This window comes from Variovorax boronicumulans, from assembly GCF_029892485.1.
Taxonomy (GTDB): domain Bacteria; phylum Pseudomonadota; class Gammaproteobacteria; order Burkholderiales; family Burkholderiaceae_C; genus Variovorax; species Variovorax boronicumulans_B.
In genome coordinates this window covers 532,477-552,515 of record NZ_JARXVG010000001.1, presented here as the reverse complement: position 1 = coordinate 552,515, position 20,039 = coordinate 532,477, and the positions used below count along the sequence as shown (strand labels likewise).

At 68.1% G+C, this 20,039-nt stretch carries 22 protein-coding genes; 9 read left to right on the top strand and 13 right to left on the bottom strand.

What is annotated here, in order from left to right; translation table 11 throughout:
• Positions 1 to 114 precede the first annotated feature (114 nt).
• The gene (locus M2282_RS02660) at positions 115 to 954 is read right to left on the bottom strand and encodes a class I SAM-dependent methyltransferase (RefSeq protein ID WP_280807232.1); all 840 of its coding nucleotides are present in this window, start codon (positions 952 to 954) and stop codon (positions 115 to 117) included.
• Positions 951 to 1,976: a tripartite tricarboxylate transporter substrate-binding protein gene (locus M2282_RS02655; RefSeq protein ID WP_280807231.1), complete on the bottom strand. Its 1,026-nt coding sequence runs from the start codon at positions 1,974 to 1,976 to the stop codon at positions 951 to 953. Before M2282_RS02655 ends, M2282_RS02660 begins: the two co-directional genes overlap by 4 nt.
• Positions 1,977 to 2,078: 102 nt before the next feature.
• On the opposite strand from M2282_RS02655, the gene M2282_RS02650 reads away from it, so the two are divergent.
• Positions 2,079 to 2,972, top strand: a complete 894-nt coding sequence (locus tag M2282_RS02650; protein ID WP_280807230.1) for a LysR family transcriptional regulator — start codon at positions 2,079 to 2,081, stop codon at positions 2,970 to 2,972.
• A 77-nt stretch (positions 2,973 to 3,049) separates the two neighbouring features.
• On the opposite strand, the gene M2282_RS02645 is transcribed toward M2282_RS02650, so the two are convergent.
• Entirely contained in the window at positions 3,050 to 3,379 is a 330-nt protein-coding gene (locus M2282_RS02645; RefSeq protein ID WP_280807229.1) for a hypothetical protein, read from the bottom strand.
• Positions 3,380 to 3,550: 171 nt separating this feature from the next.
• Between M2282_RS02645 and pyrF the strand changes: the two genes are divergently transcribed.
• Positions 3,551 to 4,261: an orotidine-5'-phosphate decarboxylase gene (gene pyrF / locus M2282_RS02640; protein ID WP_280807228.1), complete on the top strand. Its 711-nt coding sequence runs from the start codon at positions 3,551 to 3,553 to the stop codon at positions 4,259 to 4,261.
• Between the two features lie 122 nt (positions 4,262 to 4,383).
• On the opposite strand, the gene M2282_RS02635 is transcribed toward pyrF, so the two are convergent.
• Complete coding sequence (locus tag M2282_RS02635) at positions 4,384 to 5,826, bottom strand: PLP-dependent aminotransferase family protein (protein WP_280807227.1); 1,443 nt, start codon at positions 5,824 to 5,826, stop codon at positions 4,384 to 4,386.
• A gap of 92 nt (positions 5,827 to 5,918) precedes the next feature.
• On the opposite strand from M2282_RS02635, the gene M2282_RS02630 reads away from it, so the two are divergent.
• From M2282_RS02630 to M2282_RS02620, 3 genes are all read left to right on the top strand, one after another.
• Positions 5,919 to 6,662 carry an NAD-dependent epimerase/dehydratase family protein gene (locus tag M2282_RS02630; protein ID WP_280807226.1) on the top strand — a complete coding sequence of 248 codons (744 nt, stop codon included), beginning with the start codon at positions 5,919 to 5,921 and terminating at the stop codon, positions 6,660 to 6,662.
• Positions 6,659 to 7,189 carry a cupin domain-containing protein gene (locus M2282_RS02625; protein WP_280807225.1) on the top strand — a complete coding sequence of 177 codons (531 nt, stop codon included), beginning with the start codon at positions 6,659 to 6,661 and terminating at the stop codon, positions 7,187 to 7,189. Before M2282_RS02630 ends, M2282_RS02625 begins: the two co-directional genes overlap by 4 nt.
• Before the next feature lie 298 nt (positions 7,190 to 7,487).
• Positions 7,488 to 7,868, top strand: coding sequence for a helicase SNF2 (locus M2282_RS02620; RefSeq protein WP_280807224.1), 381 nt, complete (start codon positions 7,488 to 7,490; stop codon positions 7,866 to 7,868).
• Positions 7,869 to 7,999: 131 nt separating this feature from the next.
• Here the strand turns inward: M2282_RS02620 and M2282_RS02615 are convergent, their stop codons facing one another.
• Together M2282_RS02615 and M2282_RS02610 are read right to left on the bottom strand one after the other, a co-directional pair.
• The gene (locus M2282_RS02615) at positions 8,000 to 8,389 is read right to left on the bottom strand and encodes a DUF427 domain-containing protein (RefSeq protein ID WP_280807223.1); all 390 of its coding nucleotides are present in this window, start codon (positions 8,387 to 8,389) and stop codon (positions 8,000 to 8,002) included.
• A 187-nt stretch (positions 8,390 to 8,576) separates the two neighbouring features.
• A complete protein-coding gene (locus M2282_RS02610; RefSeq protein ID WP_280807222.1) occupies positions 8,577 to 8,894 on the bottom strand; it encodes a DMT family transporter in 318 nt (105 codons plus the stop codon).
• A gap of 89 nt (positions 8,895 to 8,983) precedes the next feature.
• Here M2282_RS02610 and M2282_RS02605 point away from each other — a divergent pair, with 89 nt between their 5' ends.
• Positions 8,984 to 9,397, top strand: a complete 414-nt coding sequence (locus M2282_RS02605) for a winged helix-turn-helix transcriptional regulator (RefSeq protein WP_280807221.1) — start codon at positions 8,984 to 8,986, stop codon at positions 9,395 to 9,397.
• 16 nt (positions 9,398 to 9,413) lie between these two features.
• Here M2282_RS02605 and M2282_RS02600 read toward each other — a convergent pair whose 3' ends face one another.
• Genes M2282_RS02600 through M2282_RS02590 form a run of 3 tightly spaced genes read right to left on the bottom strand, consistent with a single transcriptional unit; the run spans position 9,414 to position 12,592 of the window.
• Positions 9,414 to 10,373 (bottom strand): ABC transporter substrate-binding protein, encoded by a 960-nt coding sequence (locus M2282_RS02600; protein ID WP_280807220.1) that lies wholly within the window; start codon positions 10,371 to 10,373, stop codon positions 9,414 to 9,416.
• Between the two features lie 34 nt (positions 10,374 to 10,407).
• Complete coding sequence (locus M2282_RS02595; protein WP_280807219.1) at positions 10,408 to 11,481, bottom strand: sugar phosphate isomerase/epimerase family protein; 1,074 nt, start codon at positions 11,479 to 11,481, stop codon at positions 10,408 to 10,410.
• Between the two features lie 52 nt (positions 11,482 to 11,533).
• Positions 11,534 to 12,592 carry a LacI family DNA-binding transcriptional regulator gene (locus M2282_RS02590; RefSeq protein WP_280807218.1) on the bottom strand — a complete coding sequence of 353 codons (1,059 nt, stop codon included), beginning with the start codon at positions 12,590 to 12,592 and terminating at the stop codon, positions 11,534 to 11,536.
• A 160-nt stretch (positions 12,593 to 12,752) separates the two neighbouring features.
• Between M2282_RS02590 and M2282_RS02585 the strand changes: the two genes are divergently transcribed.
• A complete protein-coding gene (locus M2282_RS02585) occupies positions 12,753 to 13,418 on the top strand; it encodes an FABP family protein (protein WP_280807217.1) in 666 nt (221 codons plus the stop codon).
• Positions 13,419 to 13,468: 50 nt separating this feature from the next.
• Positions 13,469 to 14,395 (top strand): LysR substrate-binding domain-containing protein, encoded by a 927-nt coding sequence (locus M2282_RS02580; protein WP_280807216.1) that lies wholly within the window; start codon positions 13,469 to 13,471, stop codon positions 14,393 to 14,395.
• Here M2282_RS02580 and M2282_RS02575 read toward each other — a convergent pair.
• The 4 genes from M2282_RS02575 to M2282_RS02560 form a co-directional block, all read right to left on the bottom strand.
• Positions 14,383 to 15,405, bottom strand: a complete 1,023-nt coding sequence (locus M2282_RS02575; RefSeq protein WP_280807215.1) for a porin — start codon at positions 15,403 to 15,405, stop codon at positions 14,383 to 14,385. The two genes, M2282_RS02580 and M2282_RS02575, sit on opposite strands and share 13 nt — an antisense overlap.
• Before the next feature lie 113 nt (positions 15,406 to 15,518).
• Complete coding sequence (locus M2282_RS02570) at positions 15,519 to 16,394, bottom strand: amidohydrolase family protein (protein ID WP_280807214.1); 876 nt, start codon at positions 16,392 to 16,394, stop codon at positions 15,519 to 15,521.
• Positions 16,395 to 16,402: 8 nt separating this feature from the next.
• Positions 16,403 to 17,380, bottom strand: a complete 978-nt coding sequence (locus tag M2282_RS02565) for a Bug family tripartite tricarboxylate transporter substrate binding protein (RefSeq protein ID WP_432422859.1) — start codon at positions 17,378 to 17,380, stop codon at positions 16,403 to 16,405.
• Positions 17,381 to 17,514: 134 nt separating this feature from the next.
• Positions 17,515 to 18,426 carry a LysR family transcriptional regulator gene (locus tag M2282_RS02560; protein ID WP_280807213.1) on the bottom strand — a complete coding sequence of 304 codons (912 nt, stop codon included), beginning with the start codon at positions 18,424 to 18,426 and terminating at the stop codon, positions 17,515 to 17,517.
• Between the two features lie 92 nt (positions 18,427 to 18,518).
• On the opposite strand from M2282_RS02560, the gene M2282_RS02555 reads away from it, so the two are divergent.
• A complete protein-coding gene (locus M2282_RS02555; protein ID WP_280807212.1) occupies positions 18,519 to 19,910 on the top strand; it encodes an acyclic terpene utilization AtuA family protein in 1,392 nt (463 codons plus the stop codon).
• The last annotated feature ends 129 nt before the right edge of the window (positions 19,911 to 20,039 follow it).

Sequence of the window (20,039 nt, the reverse complement as noted above, 5' to 3'; positions counted from 1 at the left end):
GCCGCAAGCTGCAAGCTGCAAGCTGCAAGCTGCAAGCTGCAAGCTGCAAGCTGCAAGCTGCGGATACCTTGGACGCAACTCGGGATTGTGGAGATCAGGCTTTCCGCCTTGGCCTCAGCCCGGCCGCGTTGCCGAGGCGAGCAGGAGTTCGTTGGGCCCCAGCCAGCCCTGGTCGCCGCGAAATGGCTCCAACGCCTCCTCCATTTCTCGCCAGGCCGACTCCCTGGCCTTTGCATCCAAGGGCGCGAGGACTTCCATGATCGGTGAACCCGAACTTCGAACGAAGGCGACGTAGGCCGCGGCATCGGGGAGTTCGAAAGGCGCCGCAAGCGTTTCCGCTGTGACCTCGACATAGCCGGCCGCCATCAAAAGACTCGCAAGCCTGCCCGGTGCCGCAAGGCTGAACAGACCGCCCTCGGCATAGGGCGAGACGCTACCAGTCAACCCCCGGTGCTTGCGTGCCACCTTCATCATGGTCGTGATGCAAGGGTTGTTCGCGGGGTCGCCGAACACCAGCGCCACGAAGCGGCCGCCCGGCCGCAGGACCTTGAATGCCGCGGCCAGCGCATTGGCCGGGTTCATGCAGAACATGAGGCCGAGCCTGCACGTCACCGCATCGAAAGGCGCCTCGGCATGAACCGGCTGCTCCGCGTCTGCGACGGCGAAGCGCACATTGGCGAGGCCAGCCGCTTCGATGCGCCCACGCGCGAAGTCCAGGATCTTCGGTGAGATGTCGGTTGCCAACACCTCGCCCGTCGGCCCGACGGCCAGCGCGATGTCCTTCGTCTGGTCGCCCGCACCCGCAGCCAGATCGAGTACGCGTGCACCCGGCTTCAGCCGCGCCTCGGACAGCATCGCTGCGGTTGCGCGCCGCAACCACGCACGGACGATCGGCGTGCTCGTGGCCCAGCCCTCGGCGGCCCGGTCCCAGGCCCTCGCAACCGCGTCCGTCATGCGTCCCCCCGGATGCCCGCGTCGACCAGCAGGGGCGCCCAGACCCGGCGGTCGTCCTCTATCTTCGCGGCCAGTTGTGCGGGCGAGCTTTGCGCCGCCATCATGGCCGCATCCTCGAACCGGCGTGCCAGTCCGGCGCGCGCCACGGCGTTGCCCAGCGCCTCCGACGCCTGCTCCGCGATACGTGCCGGCGTGCCAGCCGGTGCGAAAAAGGCGAACCACTCGCGCATCACCGATCGCGCGTGGCCCTGTTCGGCGAGCGTGGGCACTGCCGGTGAGAACCGGCTGCGCTCACGTCCCGAGGTGCCGAGCAACCGCAGGCGACCGCTGGCGACTTGCGGCAGCAGCAGGCCTTCCGGGAGCACGAGCACGGCAACCTGCCCGCCAAGGAGCGCCGCCATGGCGGGCGGGCCGCCCGGATAGGGAACATGGCGCCAGTCCAGCCCGGCCTGGCCGAACAGCATGACCTCGAGAATGTGCGGCAGGGTGCCCGTGCCCGGCGAGGCTGCGTTGGCTTCGGCGGGATGGCGCCGCATCCACTCGACCAGCATCCGGGTGTCGGCGACCTCCGCGGGCACAGCCTTGCCCACGGCCACGCCCAGATTCATCTCCGCCGCGAGCGACACGGGCACGAGGTCCCGCGCAGGGTCGTAGCCCAGCTTTCCGTACAACGCAGGGTAGAGGCTGGCGATCGCGCCCTGGCCCAGCAGCCAGGTCGAGCCATCGGCCGGCGCCGACTTCAGCGCCTGGACCGCGATCTGGCCTGCCGCACCGGGCCGGTTGTCGACGACGACCTCCTGTGCGAAGACACCGGCAAGTGCCTCGCCGAAGGTGCGCGCAACGATGTCCGGCACGCTGCCTGCCGGACCGGTACACAGGATGCGAAGGCGTTCCTGCTTCGCCGAGGACGCCGTTTGCCCGAAGGAGCCGGAGTTGCAGACGGCCGCAGCCGCTGCGGCGGCACCGGCAATCAGCACGCGGCGCCGCGGCATGCGGCCATTCGTGAATGAGCTTGTCGTCATGGGCGGCCTCGGAATGATGTGGCAACGCCAGCGTAGGCCGGCGTTCCATGGGCCACAAGGCGCGGACTTGCAGAACGGGGCCGCAATAGTGCATAACGGGCGATGCTCGACTGGAACGACCTGAAGTACTTCGTGGCTGTGGCGCGGCACGGCAGCACCCTGGCCGCGGGCCGGGCCCTGGAGGTCGATCAGTCGACGGTGCAGCGACGGCTGACCGCGCTGGAGCGGCACATCGGCCGCGCGCTGGTCCAGCGCCATACCACCGGATACAGGCTCACCGACTTCGGCACCGAGGTACTGGAAGCCGCGCGTGAGGTCGAGCGGGCCGTGGGCGAATTCGAACAGGTGCTGGCCGCCTCGAAGCGCAATGCGGCCGGTGTGATCCGGCTCACCTGCCCGGAGCCGCTCGTGAGTCGGTTGACGCGTTCCGGGCTGCTGGATCGCTTCCATGCGCTGCACCCCGCGCTGCATGTGGAATTCGTGATGAGCGACAAGTACGTCGACCTGCGCACTGGCGAGGCCGACGTCGCGCTGCGTTCAGGCGACACCGACGATGCCGTGCTGGTCGGTCGCAAGGTCGGCGACTCGCTGTGGGCCGTCTATGCGAGCCGCGACTATGTGGCGCGCCACGGCAAGCCTTCATCCATCGAGGAGATCCAGGCACACCCGCTGGCGGGGTTTGAGGAGAGCATGGCGGGCCATCGCGCAAGCCAGTGGCTGCGCGAGGTGGCGCCGGACGCGAACATCGTGGCCCGCAGCGGCAGCGTGCTCGGTCTCCTGCTGTCGGTGAAGGCCGGTGTGGGCATCGGGCCGCTGCCGACAGCGCTTGGGGATTCGGAGGCGGAGCTGGTCCGGGTTCTCGGTCCGATCCCGGCGCTGTCGCGGGACTGGCGGCTCCTCGCGATGCCCGAGATTCGGAAGACGGCCCGCGTCAGCGCATTCTTCGACTTCATTGCAACGGAGATCGAGGCGCTCAAACCGATCATCACTGGCTAAGCACTCCGAGCGCGTCGCTCTTCAACAGGGCGCATCACGGATGGGGCGCTGTCTCGACCGTTTGCTTCTCGCCGGCTTCATTCGCAGGGTTGAAAGCGCTTGCACTCCGCGACGGTGTGGATCGACGTCAAGGTGTTCTCGCCATCGATGTGTTTGGAGGTGAACTTCACCAACGAACCATCAGGGATATCGGCCAGCAGCGAGCGGTCGGGCAGCCTGAATGTCTGCGTTGCGAAGGGAATCTTGGACCTGGGGAGCAGCTTCAAGCGCACATAGAGCTTGCCGCCGGGTTCTTCGTACGAGGACGTCAGACGAGCGCGAGTGAATACCGGGGTCGGCTCGCTGGCTTGCGCAGCGGCGCCGCTCATGACGACGGTGCTCATCATTGCCACGATGGTTCTGCTCAAGGCGCTCGACATCTTTTCTCCTCCAGATATTGGCGGCCCGACCGGTCGTGTTCGGCATTGCCTCTGACCGTCCGGAGTTGGTCGCATTCTGTCTGTCAAATGATAGGCTGCATACGTTCGCCCAGTTCGCGTTTACTGGCAGCGCGGGGCGTACGCATCAAGGACAGGTCAATGAGTAAGGACAGCCGCATCATCGTTTCGCTCGACTTCCCTAACGCCGCATTGGCGGCGGACCTCGTGAAGCAGCTGGGCGCAGCTACTACGTTCTACAAGGTAGGCCTGCAGCTGCTGACGGCGGCAGGACCTTCGGTCGTCCGCGAGCTCGTGGATGCAGGGAAAAGTGTTTTCCTGGACCTCAAGCTGCTGGAAATCCCAAGCTCGGTGGCGGGCGCGGTCACCGCAGCCGGACATCTGGGTGCTTCGATGGTGACTGTGCACGCCTCGGGCGGTTCCGCCGTGCTTTGCTCGGCAGTTCAGGCCGCGAGCCGGTTCCCTCAACTGAAGGTTCTTACGCTCACCGTGATCACCAGCATGAGTGACCAGGATCTGGAAGAAGTAGGCGTCGCCTCGACGGTTCCAGAGCAGGTCGCGCGACTGGGCCGCCTTGCGACCGCGGCCGGTTGCCATGGCGTTGTAGCGTCGCCATTGGAAGCGAGGCTGCTTCGCGAGGTCCTGCCGCCCGGTGCCCTTGTCGTGACGCCAGGCATACAGTTCTCAGGCGATGAACAGAATGACCACGCGCGAGTTGCGACTCCCACGCAGGCAATCGGGGCCGGCGCAACGCACGTGGTCATCGGCCGCCCTGTATCGCGTGCCTTGGATCCCGCAGCCGTGTTCGCGGCCGTGCGCGCTGAACTGGTTGCCGCCCTCCAGCAACGCTGAAGTGGACAGGCTGTTGAGACCGGCACTTCGCCGGAATCGAGGCCGGCCGACAGCCAACTTTTGGCGAGCTGTCGCAAGGCGAAAAGGGTCATGGTGCTTGCCTGGTTCGGCATCCCCGCACTTCAGCGCACGCCCATCGCCCCACGCAGCTTCACCGCAAGCTGCTGCGCCTGCGCAGCCGACCCGATGTTGGTGAACCCCATCAGCAGCCCTTCGTCGCCGAAGCCCGCCGTGCCGCGCGCCGAAAGCGGCTGGCAGTTCAGGCCGGCGAGTTGCGCGCGGCGGGCCAGTTCGGTGTCGCTCTCGCGGCATTTGTCGAAGCGCGCGATCAGGTGCATGCCGCCGCTCTTGAGGTCGATGCGCACTTCGTCGCCAAAGGCCTTCAGCAGCGCGGCCGCGAGCATGCCGCGCCGCCGCGCATAGAGCAGCCGCATCTTCTTCAAGTGGCGCGAGAAGTGGCCGCCCCGCATGAAGTCGGCGACCACCGCCTGCGTGATCTGCGGGCTGCCGTTGGAGCGCGTCAGCGCCGCCTCGCCGAAGGCGGCGCACACCGACTCGGGCGCCACCACGTAGCCCAGCGCCAGCCCCGGATACAGCACCTTCGAGAAGCTGCCCGCGTACAGCACGCGGTCGTGTCCGTCCAGGCTCTTGAGCGCGGGCAGCGGCGGGCCGGCATAACGGTATTCGCCGTCGTAGTCGTCCTCGACGATCCACGCCTTGGACTGCGAGGCCCATTCGAGCAATTGAAGCCTGCGCGCGAGCGACATCGAGACGCCGAGCGGCGCCTGGTGCGACGGCGTGACGACGGCCATGCGCGCATGCGCCGCCTTGCGCATGCCGCGGGCCACGACCATGCCTTCCTCGTCCACCGGCACGGGCACCGTGCGCTGGCCTGTGCTGCGCAGCACGTCCTGCGTGGGCTGATAGCCGGGGTCTTCCACCCACACGGCGTCGCCCTTGTCGAGCAGCGTGTGCGCGATGAGCGCGAGCGATGCGCGATACCCGCCCGTCACGAAGACCTGCGACGGGTGGCACGACACCCCGCGCGACACCAGCAGGTACGCCGCGATGGCCGCGCGCAACGGTGCGTAGCCCGAGGGGTTGCCGTAGAACATGTCCGCCGCGGTGGTCGCCCGGGCGCGGCGTGCGGTCAGGCGCGCCCAGAGCTTGCGCGGAAAGGCGTCGAGCGCGGGAATGCCCAGTTGCAGCGGTGGCGGGGGCTCGGCATCGGCGAGGGCTTCGCGGTCGGCGTGCGGTTCGGCCCGACGGCGCTCGCGCCGCGCCGACCGGTGTGCCGGCAGGGAAGGCGAGACCACGGTGCCCGCCTGTCCCTGCGACGAAAAATAGCCTTCGCCGACGAGCAGGTTGTAGGCCGTCTCGATGGTGCCGCGCGAGACGCCCAGTTCGCTCGCGAGGTCGCGCGCCGACGCGACGCGGTCGCCCGGGTGGAGCACGCCTTGCTCGATGGCCGTCCTGAAGCGCGCGTAGATCTGCCGGTACAGCGGCATCGGCGTGGCGCGGTCGATCTGCAGCAGGGCCGCGGAGGAATTCTTCTCTTTTGTCATGGTCTTGTCGTTTTGGCGAATCTTGCCTCTTTTCGATGGGACATCGGAAACCTAGCATGGCCCCATCGAACAGCCAGCAAGAAGGACATGCGATGAGCGAGAAGATATTCGTGGCGGGTGCGGCCGGTGCCATCGGCACCGCGCTGGTTCCGCTGTTGACCGAGGCAGGCTACGAGGTGTACGGCAGCACCCGCCGCACCGACCGTGCGCGAGCGCTCGAGGCCCAGGGCGTGACGCCGGTCGTCGTCGATGTGTTCGACGCGGCGGCGCTTCGCGCGGCGCTGGTCCGCATAGCGCCCGGCATCGTGGTTCACCAGCTCACCGACTTGCCGCTCGACCTCGATCCGAAGCGGATGCCCGAGGCCTCGCATCGCAACGCCCGCGTGCGCACCGAAGGCACGCGCAACCTCGTGGCCGCGGCGCTGGCCGCCGGCAGCCGCCGGTTGGTGGCACAGAGCATTGCCTGGGCCTATGCGCCGAGGCCCACGCCCCATGTGGAAGACCATCCGCTCGACCTGGAAGCCGAAGGCATTCGCCGCGTCAGCGTCGATGGCGTGGCGGCGCTGGAGCGCAGTGTGCTCGGCGCTGCGGGCATCCAGGGCACGGTGCTGCGCTACGGGCAGATCTACGGGCCGGGCACGTCGACGGCCGTACCCAAGGGGGCGAGTCCGGTCCACGTGGAGGCCGCGGCCTGGGCGGCGGTGATGGCGCTGCGGCATGCGCAGGGCGGCGTCTTCAACATCGCCGAAGACAACCCCGAAGTCAGCAGCGAGAAGGCCAAGCGCGAGCTGGGCTGGCATGCATCGCTGCGGCTGCCCAAGGGCCTGGTGTCATGAGGGCGGCGCGACCTCATCGCCATCAGGTGGGCGCCGGTGTTGCAGCGCTGTCCCTGGTGCTGGCGGCCGGCTGGGCGCTGATACCGCACGGCAGCAAGCGGGAGGCCGTGCAGTGGCTCGACGACGTGTGCAGCAGTGTGAGCCGGCCGATGTTCTCGTCCGCGCCGACGCCCGCAGCATCGAACGAGGCGGCACGGCCCGCAACTTCGTCCAAGGTGATCTCGTGCGAAGCGCTGCCGCATGTGCCCGGCAACTCGGTGACCACGGTCATCGTCGACTTCCCGCCGCTCGCCTATTCGCCGGCGCACCGGCACCCGGGCTCGGTGACCGCGATCATTCTCGAAGGCACGATCCGCTCGCAGTTGGGCGGCGGGCCGGTCGGCACCTACAAGACCGGCGAGACCTTCTTCGAGCCGCCGGGCACGCTGCATGTCTTTGCGGAGAACCCCGACCCGGTGCGGCCGGCGAAGCTGGTGGCGGTGTTCGTGGCGGACGAGAACTGCGGGCCGCTGCTGCTGCCGCCGTGAGCTTTGGCTCAAGGCCCATGCCGCGATCGCATCGCTGGCACTCTGACCTGGGGGCTGAGCGCCCCCCAGAGGGCATGGATTGTTTCCCAATGGTGAACACCGTGGTTCCTTTTGCCAAGGGTTTTTACCTAGATGGCGGCGCACAATTCATCCCATGGACCGGCCGGACAACACGAACAGCTGATCCAGGTGAACAGGCCCCGAGCGAGGTGGCCGCCCCCCGGAGGGACGGTGACCCACCCAAGACCGGTTCGAAATCAACCAAGCAAGAACTTGAACTGAACTGAAGGAAATCCAAATGAACGCCTCGAAGATCCTCTCCGCCGTTGCTGTTGCCCTGATGGCCGTTGCCGGCGCCGCCCACGCCGAAACCTATGAAGGCGTGCATCAACTGACCTCAGCCGCCAGCCGCGCCGACGTCGCCAGCCAGGCCGTGGTTGCCGCGCACAGCGCCAACCCGTACGCCACCGGTGCCAATGCAGGCCCCGCACAAGTGTTCGTTTCGTCGACGAGCCGCGCTGCCGTCCGTGCCGAAGCCGCTGTCGCTGCACGCAGCGAGAACCCGTATGCCGAAGGCGCCTCGTCGCGTGTCGCCCCGGTCCTGGCCAGCGGTGTGGACCGCGCCACGGTGCGTGCCGCAGCCCGCGCTGCCGCTCGCGGCGACGCACTGCCGCTGTAAGCAAGGCTTGCGCCTCGCCCTGACCGGCGGGCAGACGTCAAAAAGCCGGGCCCTGCGAAAGCGGGGCCCGGCTTTTTGCTGGGTGCGGGCTATGGCGAGCTTCGCGACCCCTTGCATAGTGTGAACAGGCCCTAGACGGCGCGCTCTTCGATCGGTCCCACGCGGTCCGGATAGAAGGCCACGTGGTCCTTGATCTGCGAGACCGAATCGTAGGGCGCCTCGTAGGTCCACACCGCATTCACCGAGCGCTCGCCGCCCGCGGGAATGCTGTAGTAGTTGGCTTCACCCTTGTAGGGGCAGTAGGTCGCATGCTGCGTGCGCTCCAGCAGCGACATCTTCACATCCTTGCGCGGGATGTAGTGCACCGTTCCGAAGTGCGACTCGCGCAGCGTCAGTGCTTCGCGCGTGTCGGCGATCACGCAGCCATCGACCGACACCACCACGCGGAGCGGGTTGCGTGCGATGTTGATTGCATGGTCAGGGCCCGGGATCTTGATGGTGCGTTCTTGCGTGGCGAACATGGGCATGCTCCTTCGGTCAGGTCGGGGTGACTGCAAGAAATCGGCGGACGGGCATCTTGCTCTCATGTCGTGACGGTTTGAAGCCCCCTGAAAATCTGCCCATTCCCGGAGTGGTTAAAGGCCCCTGCCTTGCCGTCGGAACGAATACCGAAGTTCCAAATTCGCGGCCTTGGCTGGTCTTTCAGCATCAGGCTTCGGTGAGCCGGAGGCCCAACGAACCCGCAATGACCAGCACGATGCAACCCAGCCGCGCCGCCGAGAGCGCCTCGCCGAAGCACAGCACGCCCATCAGCACCACGCCGACCGAGCCGATGCCGGTCCAGATCGCGTAGGCCGGGCCCAGCGGCAGGAAGCGAAGCGCCTTGGCCAGCAGGAAGATGCTGACGAGCGCCGTCAGCACGCCGAGCATCGAGGGCACGAGCCGCGTCCAGTCGTTCGATTGCTTGAGCGCCGCGGCCATCGCGATCTCGACGAGGCCCGCGGCCAGAAGAAAAATCCATCCCATGAAAGACTCCTTGTTGTGTGGAGGGAAAGGGCGAGACCCGATACTTCCCGCCTGCCCGCCGATCAACAAGTACGCACCTTCCGGTAACCATGGGAATCGAAAAGCCGCCGTCGACAACCCCCGTGCCTGTGGCACGCGAGGCCGAGGCACCGGCCGACGTGTGGAACGCCGGCTGCCCTTCGCGCCGCGTGCTCGAACTCGTCGCCAACAAGTGGGCGCTGCTGGTCATTCCATTGCTGCGCGGCAGGCCGCGGCGCAACAACGAACTGCTGCGCCAGGTCGGCGGCATCTCGCAGAAGATGCTCACGCAGACCCTGCGCGACCTGGAGCTCAACGGGCTCGTGCTGCGCGACGACCGCCAGACGGTGCCGCCGCACGTGGAGTACCGGCTCAGCGCGCTCGGCCTGTCGCTGAGCAAGACGCTGCTCGCGGTGGACCGCTGGGCCGAGTCGAACCATGCGGAGATCGACAGGGCGCAGCGGGAGGCGAGGGCGCGCCTCTAGCTGATGCTGTCCGGCCTCAGAACGGCGAATCGGGGAAGTAGTACTTCGCCGCGTTCTCCTTGGTCACCAGCACCGAAGGAATGATCGTCGTCGCCGGCATCGCGCCGCCTTCCACGCGCGCCTTCGCCGTGAGGTTCATTGCGTCGGCGATCATGCTCGGCGCGTAGGTCACGTCGGCCGAGACGATCTTGTCGCCGTCCATCACCTTCTTGATGTAGCCCTTGGCGCCGGCGCCGCCCACCACCAGCTTCACATCGTCGCGCTTGGCCTGCTCGATGGCCTTCTGCACGCCCACGGCCATGTCGTCGTCCGAGGCCCACACCGCATCGATCTGCTTGAAGCGCGTGAGGTAGTCCTGCATGACCTTGAACGCGTCGTCGCGGTTCCAGTTGCCGTGCTTGGCATCGAGCACCTTGATGCCGGGGTTGGCCTTCATCACTTCGTTGAAGGCATCGACGCGCTGGTTGTCGATGACGGTCGGAATGCCGCGCAGGATGACGACGTTGCCCTTGCCGCCCATCGTCTTGGCCATGTACTCGCCCGCCACCTTGCCGAAGCCCGGGTTGTCGCCGGCCACGTAGGCGCTCTGTGCGCTCGGGTCGGTGAGGCCCCGGTCGACCACGGTGACGAACACGCCCTTGGCCTTGACCTGCGCCACCGGCTTGGTCAGCGGCGCCGACTCGAAGGGCAGGATGACCAGCGTGTCGATCTTGTTGACCGTCTGCAGGTCCTGCACCTGGTTGGCCTGCTCGGTGGCCGAGCCCGCGGTCTTCACGAAGACCTTGATGCCGGGGTACTGCTTCTCCAGTTCGGCCTTGGTGCGGTTGGCCCAGTAGACGACGCCGCCGGTCCAGCCGTGCGTGGCGGCGGGTACCGAGACGCCCATCACCGTGGCCTTGTTCTGGGCCAGTGCGGGCATGCTCGCAAGCGCACATGCGGCCAGTGCGATGCCGGTAAAGATTCTTCTGCTTGTCATGGTCTCTGTCTCCTTCGTTGTAAAGCTCGTTGGGTTATTTCGCCGTGGTCGTCTCAAGGCCCAGCATCCGGCGAAGCTGCTGGGTATCGGTCTCGGCGCCCGCGAAGTCGTCGAAGGCTTTCTCGGTCGTGCGGATGATGTGGCGGCGGATGAATTCCGCGCCCTCGGCCGCGCCGTCCTCGGGATGCTTCAGGCAGCACTCCCACTCGAGCACGGCCCAACTGTCGTAGTTGTATTGCGCCATCTTCGAGAAGATGGCGCCGAAGTCGATCTGCCCGTCGCCCAGCGACCGGAAGCGCCCCGCGCGATTCACCCACGGCTGGAAGCCCGAGTACACGCCCTGGCGGCCCGTGGGGCGGAACTCCGCATCCTTGATGTGCAGCGCCTTGATGCGCGAGTGGTAGATGTCGATGAACTCGAGGTAGTCGAGCTGCTGCAGCAGGAAGTGCGACGGGTCGTAGTTGATGCAGCAGCGCGGATGGTTGTTCACGCGCTCGAGCAGCATCTCGAAGGTCACGCCGTCGAACAGGTCCTCGCCCGGATGCAGCTCGAAGCAGACGTTGCAGTCGGCGTCTTCGAAGGCATCGAAGATCGGGCGCCAGCGCTTGGCGAGTTCGTCGAACGCGGCTTCGATCAATCCAGCGGGACGTGGCGGCCACGGATAGAGGTACGGCCACGCCAGCGCCCCCGGAAAACTCACGTTGCTCTTGAGGCCCAGGTGGCGCGAGGCCTTGGCCGAGAACAGCATCTGCTCCACCGCCCACGCCTGCCGCGCCACCGGGTTGCGCCGCAAGGCCTCGGGCGCGAAGCCGTCGAAGGCCTCGTCGTAGGCCGGATGCACCGCCACGAGCTGGCCCTGCAGGTGCGTGCCGAGCTCGGTGATCTCCACGCCGTTCTCCCGCGCCACGCCGGCCACTTCGTCGCAGTAGGTCTTGGATTCGGCGGCCTTCTTCAGGTCGAAGATGCGCGCGTCCCACGAGGGGATCTGCACTCCCTTGAAGCCGAGCCCGCCGGCCCAGCGGGTGATCGCGTCCCATGAGTCGAAGGGCGCGGTGTCGCTGGCGAACTGCGCGAGATAGATGCCCGGGCCCTTGATGTTGCTTGCCATGTGCCGACGCTCCTGCAAAAAGTTCAGGGAAAGAAGGGCAGCACCGCCGCATTCACGGCAGGTTGTCCTTCAGGTAGATGTCGATGCGGATGCGCTCCTGGTCCGGGTGCACCGGCTCGCGCGTGAGCCGGGAAAGGGCCAGGCGCAGCGCGGAGCGAACCTCGTGGCCCGCGTCCTGGTTGATGACCGCGGCCATCGTGCCGTCGAGCAGGTCGGCGCGGGAGGCCGGCGTGAGCTCATGGCCCACGAAGACGGTCTTTCCCGCGCGGCCGCGCGCCTTGAGCGTGGCCGAGATGCCCGGGTTTCCCGCGCCCACGCTGTAGATCGCCACCAGCTTCGGGTGCGCGGCCAGGAGGCGCGCCGAGAGCTGCCGTGTCAGCTTGGGGTCGTCCTTGCCCTCCATCGGCGGCAGTACCTTCAGGCCCGGGTATTCCGCCGCCATCACCTGGCTGAAGCCCAGGCTGCGCTCGGCATGGTCGCGCAGCGAGAGGCTGCCCACGATCACGCCGACCTCGCCCTTCGCCCCGCCGCAGAAGCGGCCCACCAGCGTGCCCGCGGTGCGGCCGGCCGCCATGTTGTCGATGCCCACGAAATGCTGGCGTCGCGACTTGGGCACATCCGACACCAGCGTGATGACCCCGATGCCATCGCCCACCAGCTTGTCGATGGCCGACTGCACCAGCGGATGGTCGAGCGCCATCACCACTGCCGTATCGCATTTGCCGCGCAGCGAGAGGATGCGGCGCGCCAGGCGCTGCGGCTCGAAGACGTCGACCTGGTGCGTCTGCGCAGTCACGCGGTGGTCTTCCATCCAGCCGTCGCTGCCGGCGATCTGCTCGCGCAGCATCTCCACGAAGATGTTGGTGCCCGAGGGCAGCAGGAAGCTCACGCGGTGCGGATGCGGCCGCGCGAGCCGGGCAGCCGCGGGGTCAGGCCGGTAGTTCAGCCGCGCGACGGCTTCGTTCACCTGCGCGATGGAGCGCGCATGCACGCCGGCGCGCTTGTTGAGCACCCGGTCCACGGTGGCCAGGCTGACGTCGGCTTCCCGTGCCACGTCGCTGAGGGTGGCCCGTCCGTTTTGCAGGGGATTTCGCTGGCGGCTGGAGGGCATGGTGCGGATTTTGAGGTACGTACCTCATTTTGACGTGGGGGGAAACCCGGCAGGGGATTTCGGCGTGTGCCTGGCTCCTTTTCCCGGCAGGGGAGGTGCAGGGCGGGAAGCCTTTTTTGACGATACTTCGGTCGTCACACCCAGATCCAGGAAAAAAACCATGGCCGATTATCCCCACGACATCTACACGGAACCCGAACCCGATCCGTACACGCTGGCCAACCTCGGCCCGCTCACCGGCCTCGCCGGCATCTGGGCCAGTTCGTCAGGCCACGACGTGGCGCCGGGGGCGGAGGGCGACGAGTTGGAGGCTTATGTCGAGCACGCGGAGTTCCAGCCCATCGACGCGCAGACCAACGGGCCGCAGATCCTGTACGGGCTGCGTTACCACGTGCGCATCGTCAAGCCCGACGACGTCGAGAGCTTTCACGACCAGGTCGGCTACTGGCTCTGGGAGCCCGCCACCGGCACGGTGATCCAGACGCTGACGATTCCCCGCGGGCAGGCCGTGATGGCCATGGGGCACGCGGCACCCGATGCGAAATCGTTCAAGCTCGAGGCGGTGCGCGGCGCGGCGACCAACGGCATCCTGTCGAACCCGTTCCTGGAGCATGCGTTCAAGACGCTGCGCTACGACATCTCCGTGACGATTCACGACAACGCCAGCTGGTCGTACGAGCAGGTCACGCTGCTCGATGTGCTCGGCAAGCCCGAGCCGTTCCGACACACCGACCGCAACACGCTGCACAAGATCGGCGAGCCCACTCCCAACCCGACCGCGCGCGCCGCGCTGGCCCAGGCACTGGCCGCATCCACGGCCGCATGAAACTTCGCCGGGCGCCGCCCGGTGGCGCCGAATTCCAATAACCTCCGGGCATGGACCTGAAGCAACTGGAGTACTTCATTCGCGTGGCCGAGCTCGGCAGCTTCACCCGTGCATCGATCGTGATCGACATTGCCCAGCCGGCACTGAGCCGCCAGGTGCGCCGGCTGGAGGTCGAATTGCGGCAGAACCTGCTGGTGCGCAACGGGCGCGGCGTGGTGGTCACCGATGCGGGCAAGCGCCTGCTGGAGCACGGCCGCGGCATCCTGCACCAGGTCGAACGCGCAACGGAAGACATGAACCGTTCGCGCGAGGCGCTGGCCGGCCGTGTCGCCGTGGGCCTGCCGCCCAGTGTGGCCGGCGTGCTCACCGTGCCGCTGGTGCGTGCCGCGCGCGAGCGCCTGCCGGAGGCGGCGCTCTCCATTACCGAGAACCTTTCAACCGCGATGCAGGAGTCGATCGTCACCGGCCGGCTCGATGTGGCGCTGCTCTACAACCCGCAGCCGTCGTCCGACGTGGACAGCGAAACGGTGCTGGAGGAAGACCTGTTCCTGGTCAGCGCCGCCAAGGGCACCGGCCCCACGCGCCGCGGTGCGCCGTTGCCGCTGCGCCAGCTGGCAGACCAGCCGCTGGTGATTCCCACCCGGCCCAACGCGATCCGCATGCTGGTGGAGGCCGAACTGGCCGCCATCGGCCGGCGCCCGCAGATCGCGCTGGAGATCGACGGCGTGCCCGCCATCCTGGCGCTGGTGGCCGACGGCGCGGGCCATGCCGTGCTGTCGCGCAACGCGGTCGCCAACGCGGGCCGGCTGCAGCGCTATGCCATCCGCCCCATCGTGGAGCCCAGCCTGCGTACGCGGCTGGCGCTGGCCGCGAGTTCGCAGCGCCCGGTCACGCGCACGCAGCGCGCCATGGGCGAGTTGCTGCGGGAGCTCGTGCAGCAGCACCTGGCCGGGCGCGCCGAAGCTCAGAAGCGGTGACGCATGCCGACGCCCAGACTGCCCCGGCCGTCGAAGCCCGTCAGCTTGTCGCGCATGTAGACGGCGTAGAGGTCGGTGCGCTTCGAGAGAAAGTGGTCATAGCCCACCGACCACGTCGTGCGATGCGTTTCGGTGGCGGGCTGCACCTTGCGGTCTGTGCGCGCGACCGATGCGAGAAAGCGGCCCGCACCCACCGGAACGGCCGCGCCCAGTTGCGCCGTGTCGGCCGTGGTGCGGATGTCGGGCGTGCGGGTGCGCTGCAACTGGCCGTAGAGCTGCACCACCTTGAAGTCGTAGGAGGCGCCGACGAGCGCAGCCTCCTGCCGCTGGATGGTCGTGGTGAAGCCCGGCCCCGTCTGCGCCTGCTGCACTGAAACGACCGCGGCAAACGGGCCCGCCGCGTAGTTGAGCGTGAGGTTCAGGTTGTGCACGCCGCTGCGGTTCGTCACCTCGCCCATGCTGTAGAGCACGCTGGCGCGCAGGCCGGCGAAGGTCGGCGAGGTGTACTGCAGCGCGTTGCTCCATACGCTGTCGCCGAGCACCGCGCGGTTGTACGTCGGCTGCCATGTGTGCAGCATGACGGGCGAGAACTGCAGCGAGGTGCCGAACGGGTTGAACGCGCCGCTGGCCACGAACATCGGATTGGTCTGCCGCCCCAGCGCCACCTGGCCGAAGCCGCCCGCGAGCCCGACCCATGCATTGCGCGAGAAGTACGGATCGGTGCTGTTGCGCCCGAAGGTGCCGCTGTCGACCTGGAAGAAGCTCTCCAGCGCGAACTGCGCCTGCAGCCCGTCGCCCAGGCTCTCGGCGCCACGGATGCCCCAGAACGACGTGGTCATGCCGCCGCTGTTGAGCACCTTGGTGCGGCCGGGGTCGTCGCTGCGTTTCATCGAGCCGGCGAAGGCGTCGATCAGGCCGTAGACCTGCGCGCTCGCTGCGGGCGCATCGGCTTGCGCCCACGCGGCGTGTGCCGCGCTGCAGAGGGCGAGGGTGGGTAGCAGTCGTTTCATGGGTTGTCTCCTCGTCGGTTGTTCTTTGAAAGCAAAGGGCGCGGGCGCACCGCGCCGCACGCCATGGCGCTGCCACGGCGGGGGGCTGTATCGGTGGAGGAGCGCGGCGGCGCTCAGTCGTACCAGTAGAGGCGCGTCGGGTTGTCGACCAGCAGCTTCTGCAACTGCACTGCGTCGTCGGCGAACAGCGGCAGCAGGTCGACCAGTTTTCCGTCGTCGGGCATCTCGCGCACGTTGGGATGCGGCCAGTCGGTGCCCCACAGCACGCGGTCGGGGGCGGCGGCGATCAGCTGGCGCGCGAAGGGCACGGCATCCGCATATGGCTGGCCTTGCGTGGAGAGCGTGTGCGAAATGCGCTCCGCACCGCTCACCTTGACCCATGCGCGCTCGTCGCGCATCAGGTCCAGCATCATGGCGCAGGCCTGCTGGCCGAGACCGTGCTCGACCATCGTGCGGCCCATGTGGTCGATGACGAAGGGCACGGGCAGCGTGTCCAGGAACGCGCGGTAGGTGACGAGGTCTTCCGCATCCAGGTGCAGCACCAGGTGCCAGCCCAGCGGCTCGATGCGTTCGGCCATGCGCAGCACCGTCGGCAGGTCGGGCGCGCCGCCCAGGTGCTGCACGAAGTTGAAGCGCACCGAGCGCACGCCGGCCTTGTGCAGCGCGGCCAGTTCGGCATCGCTCACGCCCGCGCCCACCATCGCGACGCCGCGGTAAGCGTCGGGCGATTGCGCGATGGCGTCGAGCATCGCGCGGTTGTCGTGGCCGTGCACGCTGGCCTGCACCAGCACGACGCGCTCGATGCCCAGCAGTTCATGCAGCGCGCGCAGCCTGGCGGCGGGCGCATCGGGCGGCGTGTAGCGGCGGTTGTCCGAATACGGAAACACGTCGCCGGGGCCGAACACATGGCAATGCGCGTCGCATGCGCCGGCGGGCAGGCGGAACACAGGCGCGCTCGGGCGGGGGTGGGGAGGGGCGATGGTTTTCATGGCGAGGTTCACTGCTTGGGGATGCCTGCGCGCTGGATCACGGCCGACCAGCGCTTGATTTCGCTCTCGAGCAGCCGCCCCTGTTCCTGCGGCGTGCTGCCGCGTGGCTCCACGCCCAGGTTCTGCAGCCGCTTCTTCACTTCGGGCGAGGCCAGTGCGGCCAGCGCTTCGGTGTTCAGCCGCGCAATCACCTCGGCGGGCGTGCCCGCAGGCGCGGCCAGCGCGTTCCACGAGGCGACCTGGAAACCGGGCGTGCCGCTCTCCGCGACGGTCGGCACATCGGGCAGCCCGATCGCGCGCTTTTCGCCCATCACGGCCAGCGCGCGCAGCGCCTTGCCTTCGATCTGCGAGAGCACGGGCGGAAGAATTTCCACCGCCACATCGACCTGGTTGCCGCGCAGCGCGGTCACCACTGCCGGTGTGCCGTTGAAGGGCACGACCTGTGCATCGATGCCGAGCGATGTCTTGAGGAGTTCACCCGCCAGGTGCTGCGTGCTGCCGACGTTGATGGTGCCGATGTTCAGCTTGCCCGGGTTCGCCTTGGCGTGGGCCACCAGCTCCGCCAGCGTCTTGAAGTTGCCGTTGCCCGGCGCGAGGATCGCCATGTCGAAGTAGCCGAGCATCGAGATCGGCGCAAAGTCCTTCACCGTGTCGTAGGGCAGCGACTTGAACAGGCCCACGCTCACCGCGTTGGCGTTGGACATCAGGAGCAGCGTGTGCCCATCGGCCGGCGCCTTGGCCACGGTGTCCGATGCCACCACGCCGCCCGCGCCGGGCTTGTTGTCGACCACGATGCTCTGGCCCATCGACTCCGACATCTTCTGCGCCACGCTGCGCGCGACCAGGTCGGCCACGCCGCCCGCGCCGAAAGGCACGACCAGGCGGATGGGGCGGGAAGACAGCGGGCGGGGCGGTGCGGCAAAGGCGCTGCGGCTGGCAGCAAGGGTCAGCATCAGGCCGACGAAGCTGCGGCGGGAATGTCTCATGTGTCTCCTGGGAGGTGGTGTGCGGTCTGGTGCCGCGATGCCCGCACTATTCCCGCTGCGCCGCCGCGCAGCAATATCGTGTTCGCACTGGGAGATATAGCGCGCCGGCATGGCACGCCGCGCCCGCCGCAGATTCAGTCCAGCTGCAGCGACCCCAGCCGCGCGACCACCAGGTCGTGCAGCGTCTGCGCCGCCACCGACAGGCTGCCCTCGCGCCGCTGCACCAGGTACAGCGTGCGCGTGAGCGCCGGCAGGGGCAGCGGCCGCGTCACCAGCGTCTCGCGACGGAAGTGAAAGAGCGTGAGCGCCGGCACCACGCTGATGCCGAGCCCCGCCTCCACGAGGCCCATCACCGTGGCCAGGTGCTCCACCTCGAACACCGCATTCAGCCGCAGCGGATGCAGCGCCACGTCGAGCGCCTGCCGCACGCTGCTGTTGCGCGCCATCTGGATGAAGGGCCAGGGCGCGATCTTCTTGACGGTGAGCCGCGCCTCGTGCGCGAGCGGATGGTCGGCGCGGCACACCAGGTGAAAGCGGTCGGTGCAGAGCTCGCGCGCGCGCAGGTCGCTGTCGGCCGCCGCGCCCGAAGCCGCGAGCGCGAAGTCGGCCTGGCCGCTGCGCACCAGCGCCACGCAGGCGTCCGACAGCGCATCGTCCAGGTCGATGCGGATGCCGGGCCATGCCTGCATGAACTCCGCGAACACCGCGGGCAGCCAGCCCGCGGCGAGTGAGGGCAGGGCGGCGATGCGCACCCGGCCCTTGCGGCGCTCCACATGGTCGGCCAGGTCGCCCATCGCGCTGCCCATGTCGTCGAGCAGGCGCCGCGCCGAGCCTTCGAAGAGCCGGCCCTCGGGCGTGAGCTGCACGCTGCGCGTGTCGCGGTCGAACAGGCGCGTGCCGATGGCGTCTTCGAGCGTGCGGATCAGCGCGCTGAACGCGGGCTGCGAGAGATGGCTGGTCTGCGCCGCCCGCGTGAAGTTGCGGTGCTCGGCCAGTGCGAGAAAGGCGCGCAGCTGCCGCGTGGAGAGGTCGGGCGTCTTCTTCATGTCTCCGCGCATCCTTGTTATTTGAAATGCAGATCAATTGATCCGGATTTTCGATTTTACGGATCGCAGCCATTTGCCTACATTGGCCTTCGATGAATGCCCAATCACTGCCCCCTTTGCTGATCGGCTGCGCGGCTGGTTTCTCCGGCGACCGCACCGATGCGGCGGGGCCGGTGATCGAGACGCTGATCGCGCGGCTTGCCGATGGGCCCGCCGGGCAGCGCGCCTTTCTGATCTTCGAGACGCTGGCCGAGCGCACGCTGGCACTCGCCCAGCTTCGTCGCCGTGACAACCCCGAGGCTGGCTACGAGCCGCTGCTCGATGCCATGCTGCGACCGGTGCTCGCGCGTTGCCTTGCACATGGCATACGCATCGTGAGCAACTTCGGCGCAGCCAACCCGCGTGCCGCGGCGCGCCATATCGCCCGCATGGCGCGCGAGCTGGGTGCGGATGCGCCACGCATCGCGGTGGTGGAGGGCGATGACCTCTCGGGCGAAGAGCACCGCGCGCTGTTGAAAGACGCCCTCGGCGCGCAGGTCGAAGGCTTGCGCGTTGTCAGCGCCAATGCGTACATCGGCGCGGAGCCCATCGCCGCCGCGCTTGATGCGGGCGCGCAGATCGTCGTGTGCGGCCGCGTGGCCGACCCGTCGCTCACGGTCGGTCCGGCCATGTCGGATTTCGGCTGGCGCGCCGACGATTGGCACCGCCTCGGCCGTGCCACCATGGCGGGCCACCTGCTCGAATGCGGCGCGCAGGTCTGCGGCGGCTACTTCGCCGACCCCGGCTACAAGGACGTGCCCGGCCTCGAAGCAGTCGGCTTTCCGATTGCCGAGATCGACGCCGATGGCCACTGCACCATCGGCAAGGCCGACAACACCGGCGGCCTCGTGAGCGAAGCCACGGTGAAGGAACAACTGCTGTACGAAGTGCACGACCCGAGCGCCTACCTCACGCCCGACGTGGTCGCCGACATCGCGGATGCCGAGGTGCACGCGCTGCCCGGCAAGGACCGCGTCGAACTCTCCGGTGTGCGCGGCCACGCACGGCCGAGCCACTACAAGGTCAACGTCTGCCACGAAGGCGGCTGGCTGGCCGAGGGCGAAATCTCCTACGCAGGGCCACGCGCCGAAGCCCGCGCCCGGCTTGCGGCGGACGTGCTGCGCAAGCGGCTCGACGGCCTCGCATTGCGCGTCGACCTGATCGGCGCGCTGAGCATCCTCGGCGACGACGCCGGCCGCGCATTGGCAGACACGCCCGATACGGGCCTGCGCGACGTGCGCCTGCGCGTCGCGGCCACGCACGAAGACCGCGCACAGGCCGAACGCCTGGCACGCGAAGTGATGGCGCTCTACACCTGCGGCCCCGCGGGCGGCGGCGGGGTGCGCACGGCGCTCACGCCTCGCCTCAACACGCTCTCATGCCTGCTGCCGCGCGAATCGGTGCCTGTGCGCTTCGAATTGATGAATGCGGAGGACCTGGTATGAGCGGCGTGTTGGTATTGGCTCCTTCTCCCGCTTGCGGGAGAAGGCGGGGGATGAGAGAGCATGCACAGGCCCCGGCAGTCACCCTCACCCCAACCCTCTCCCGCAAGCGGGAGAGGGAGCAAGGCCGCG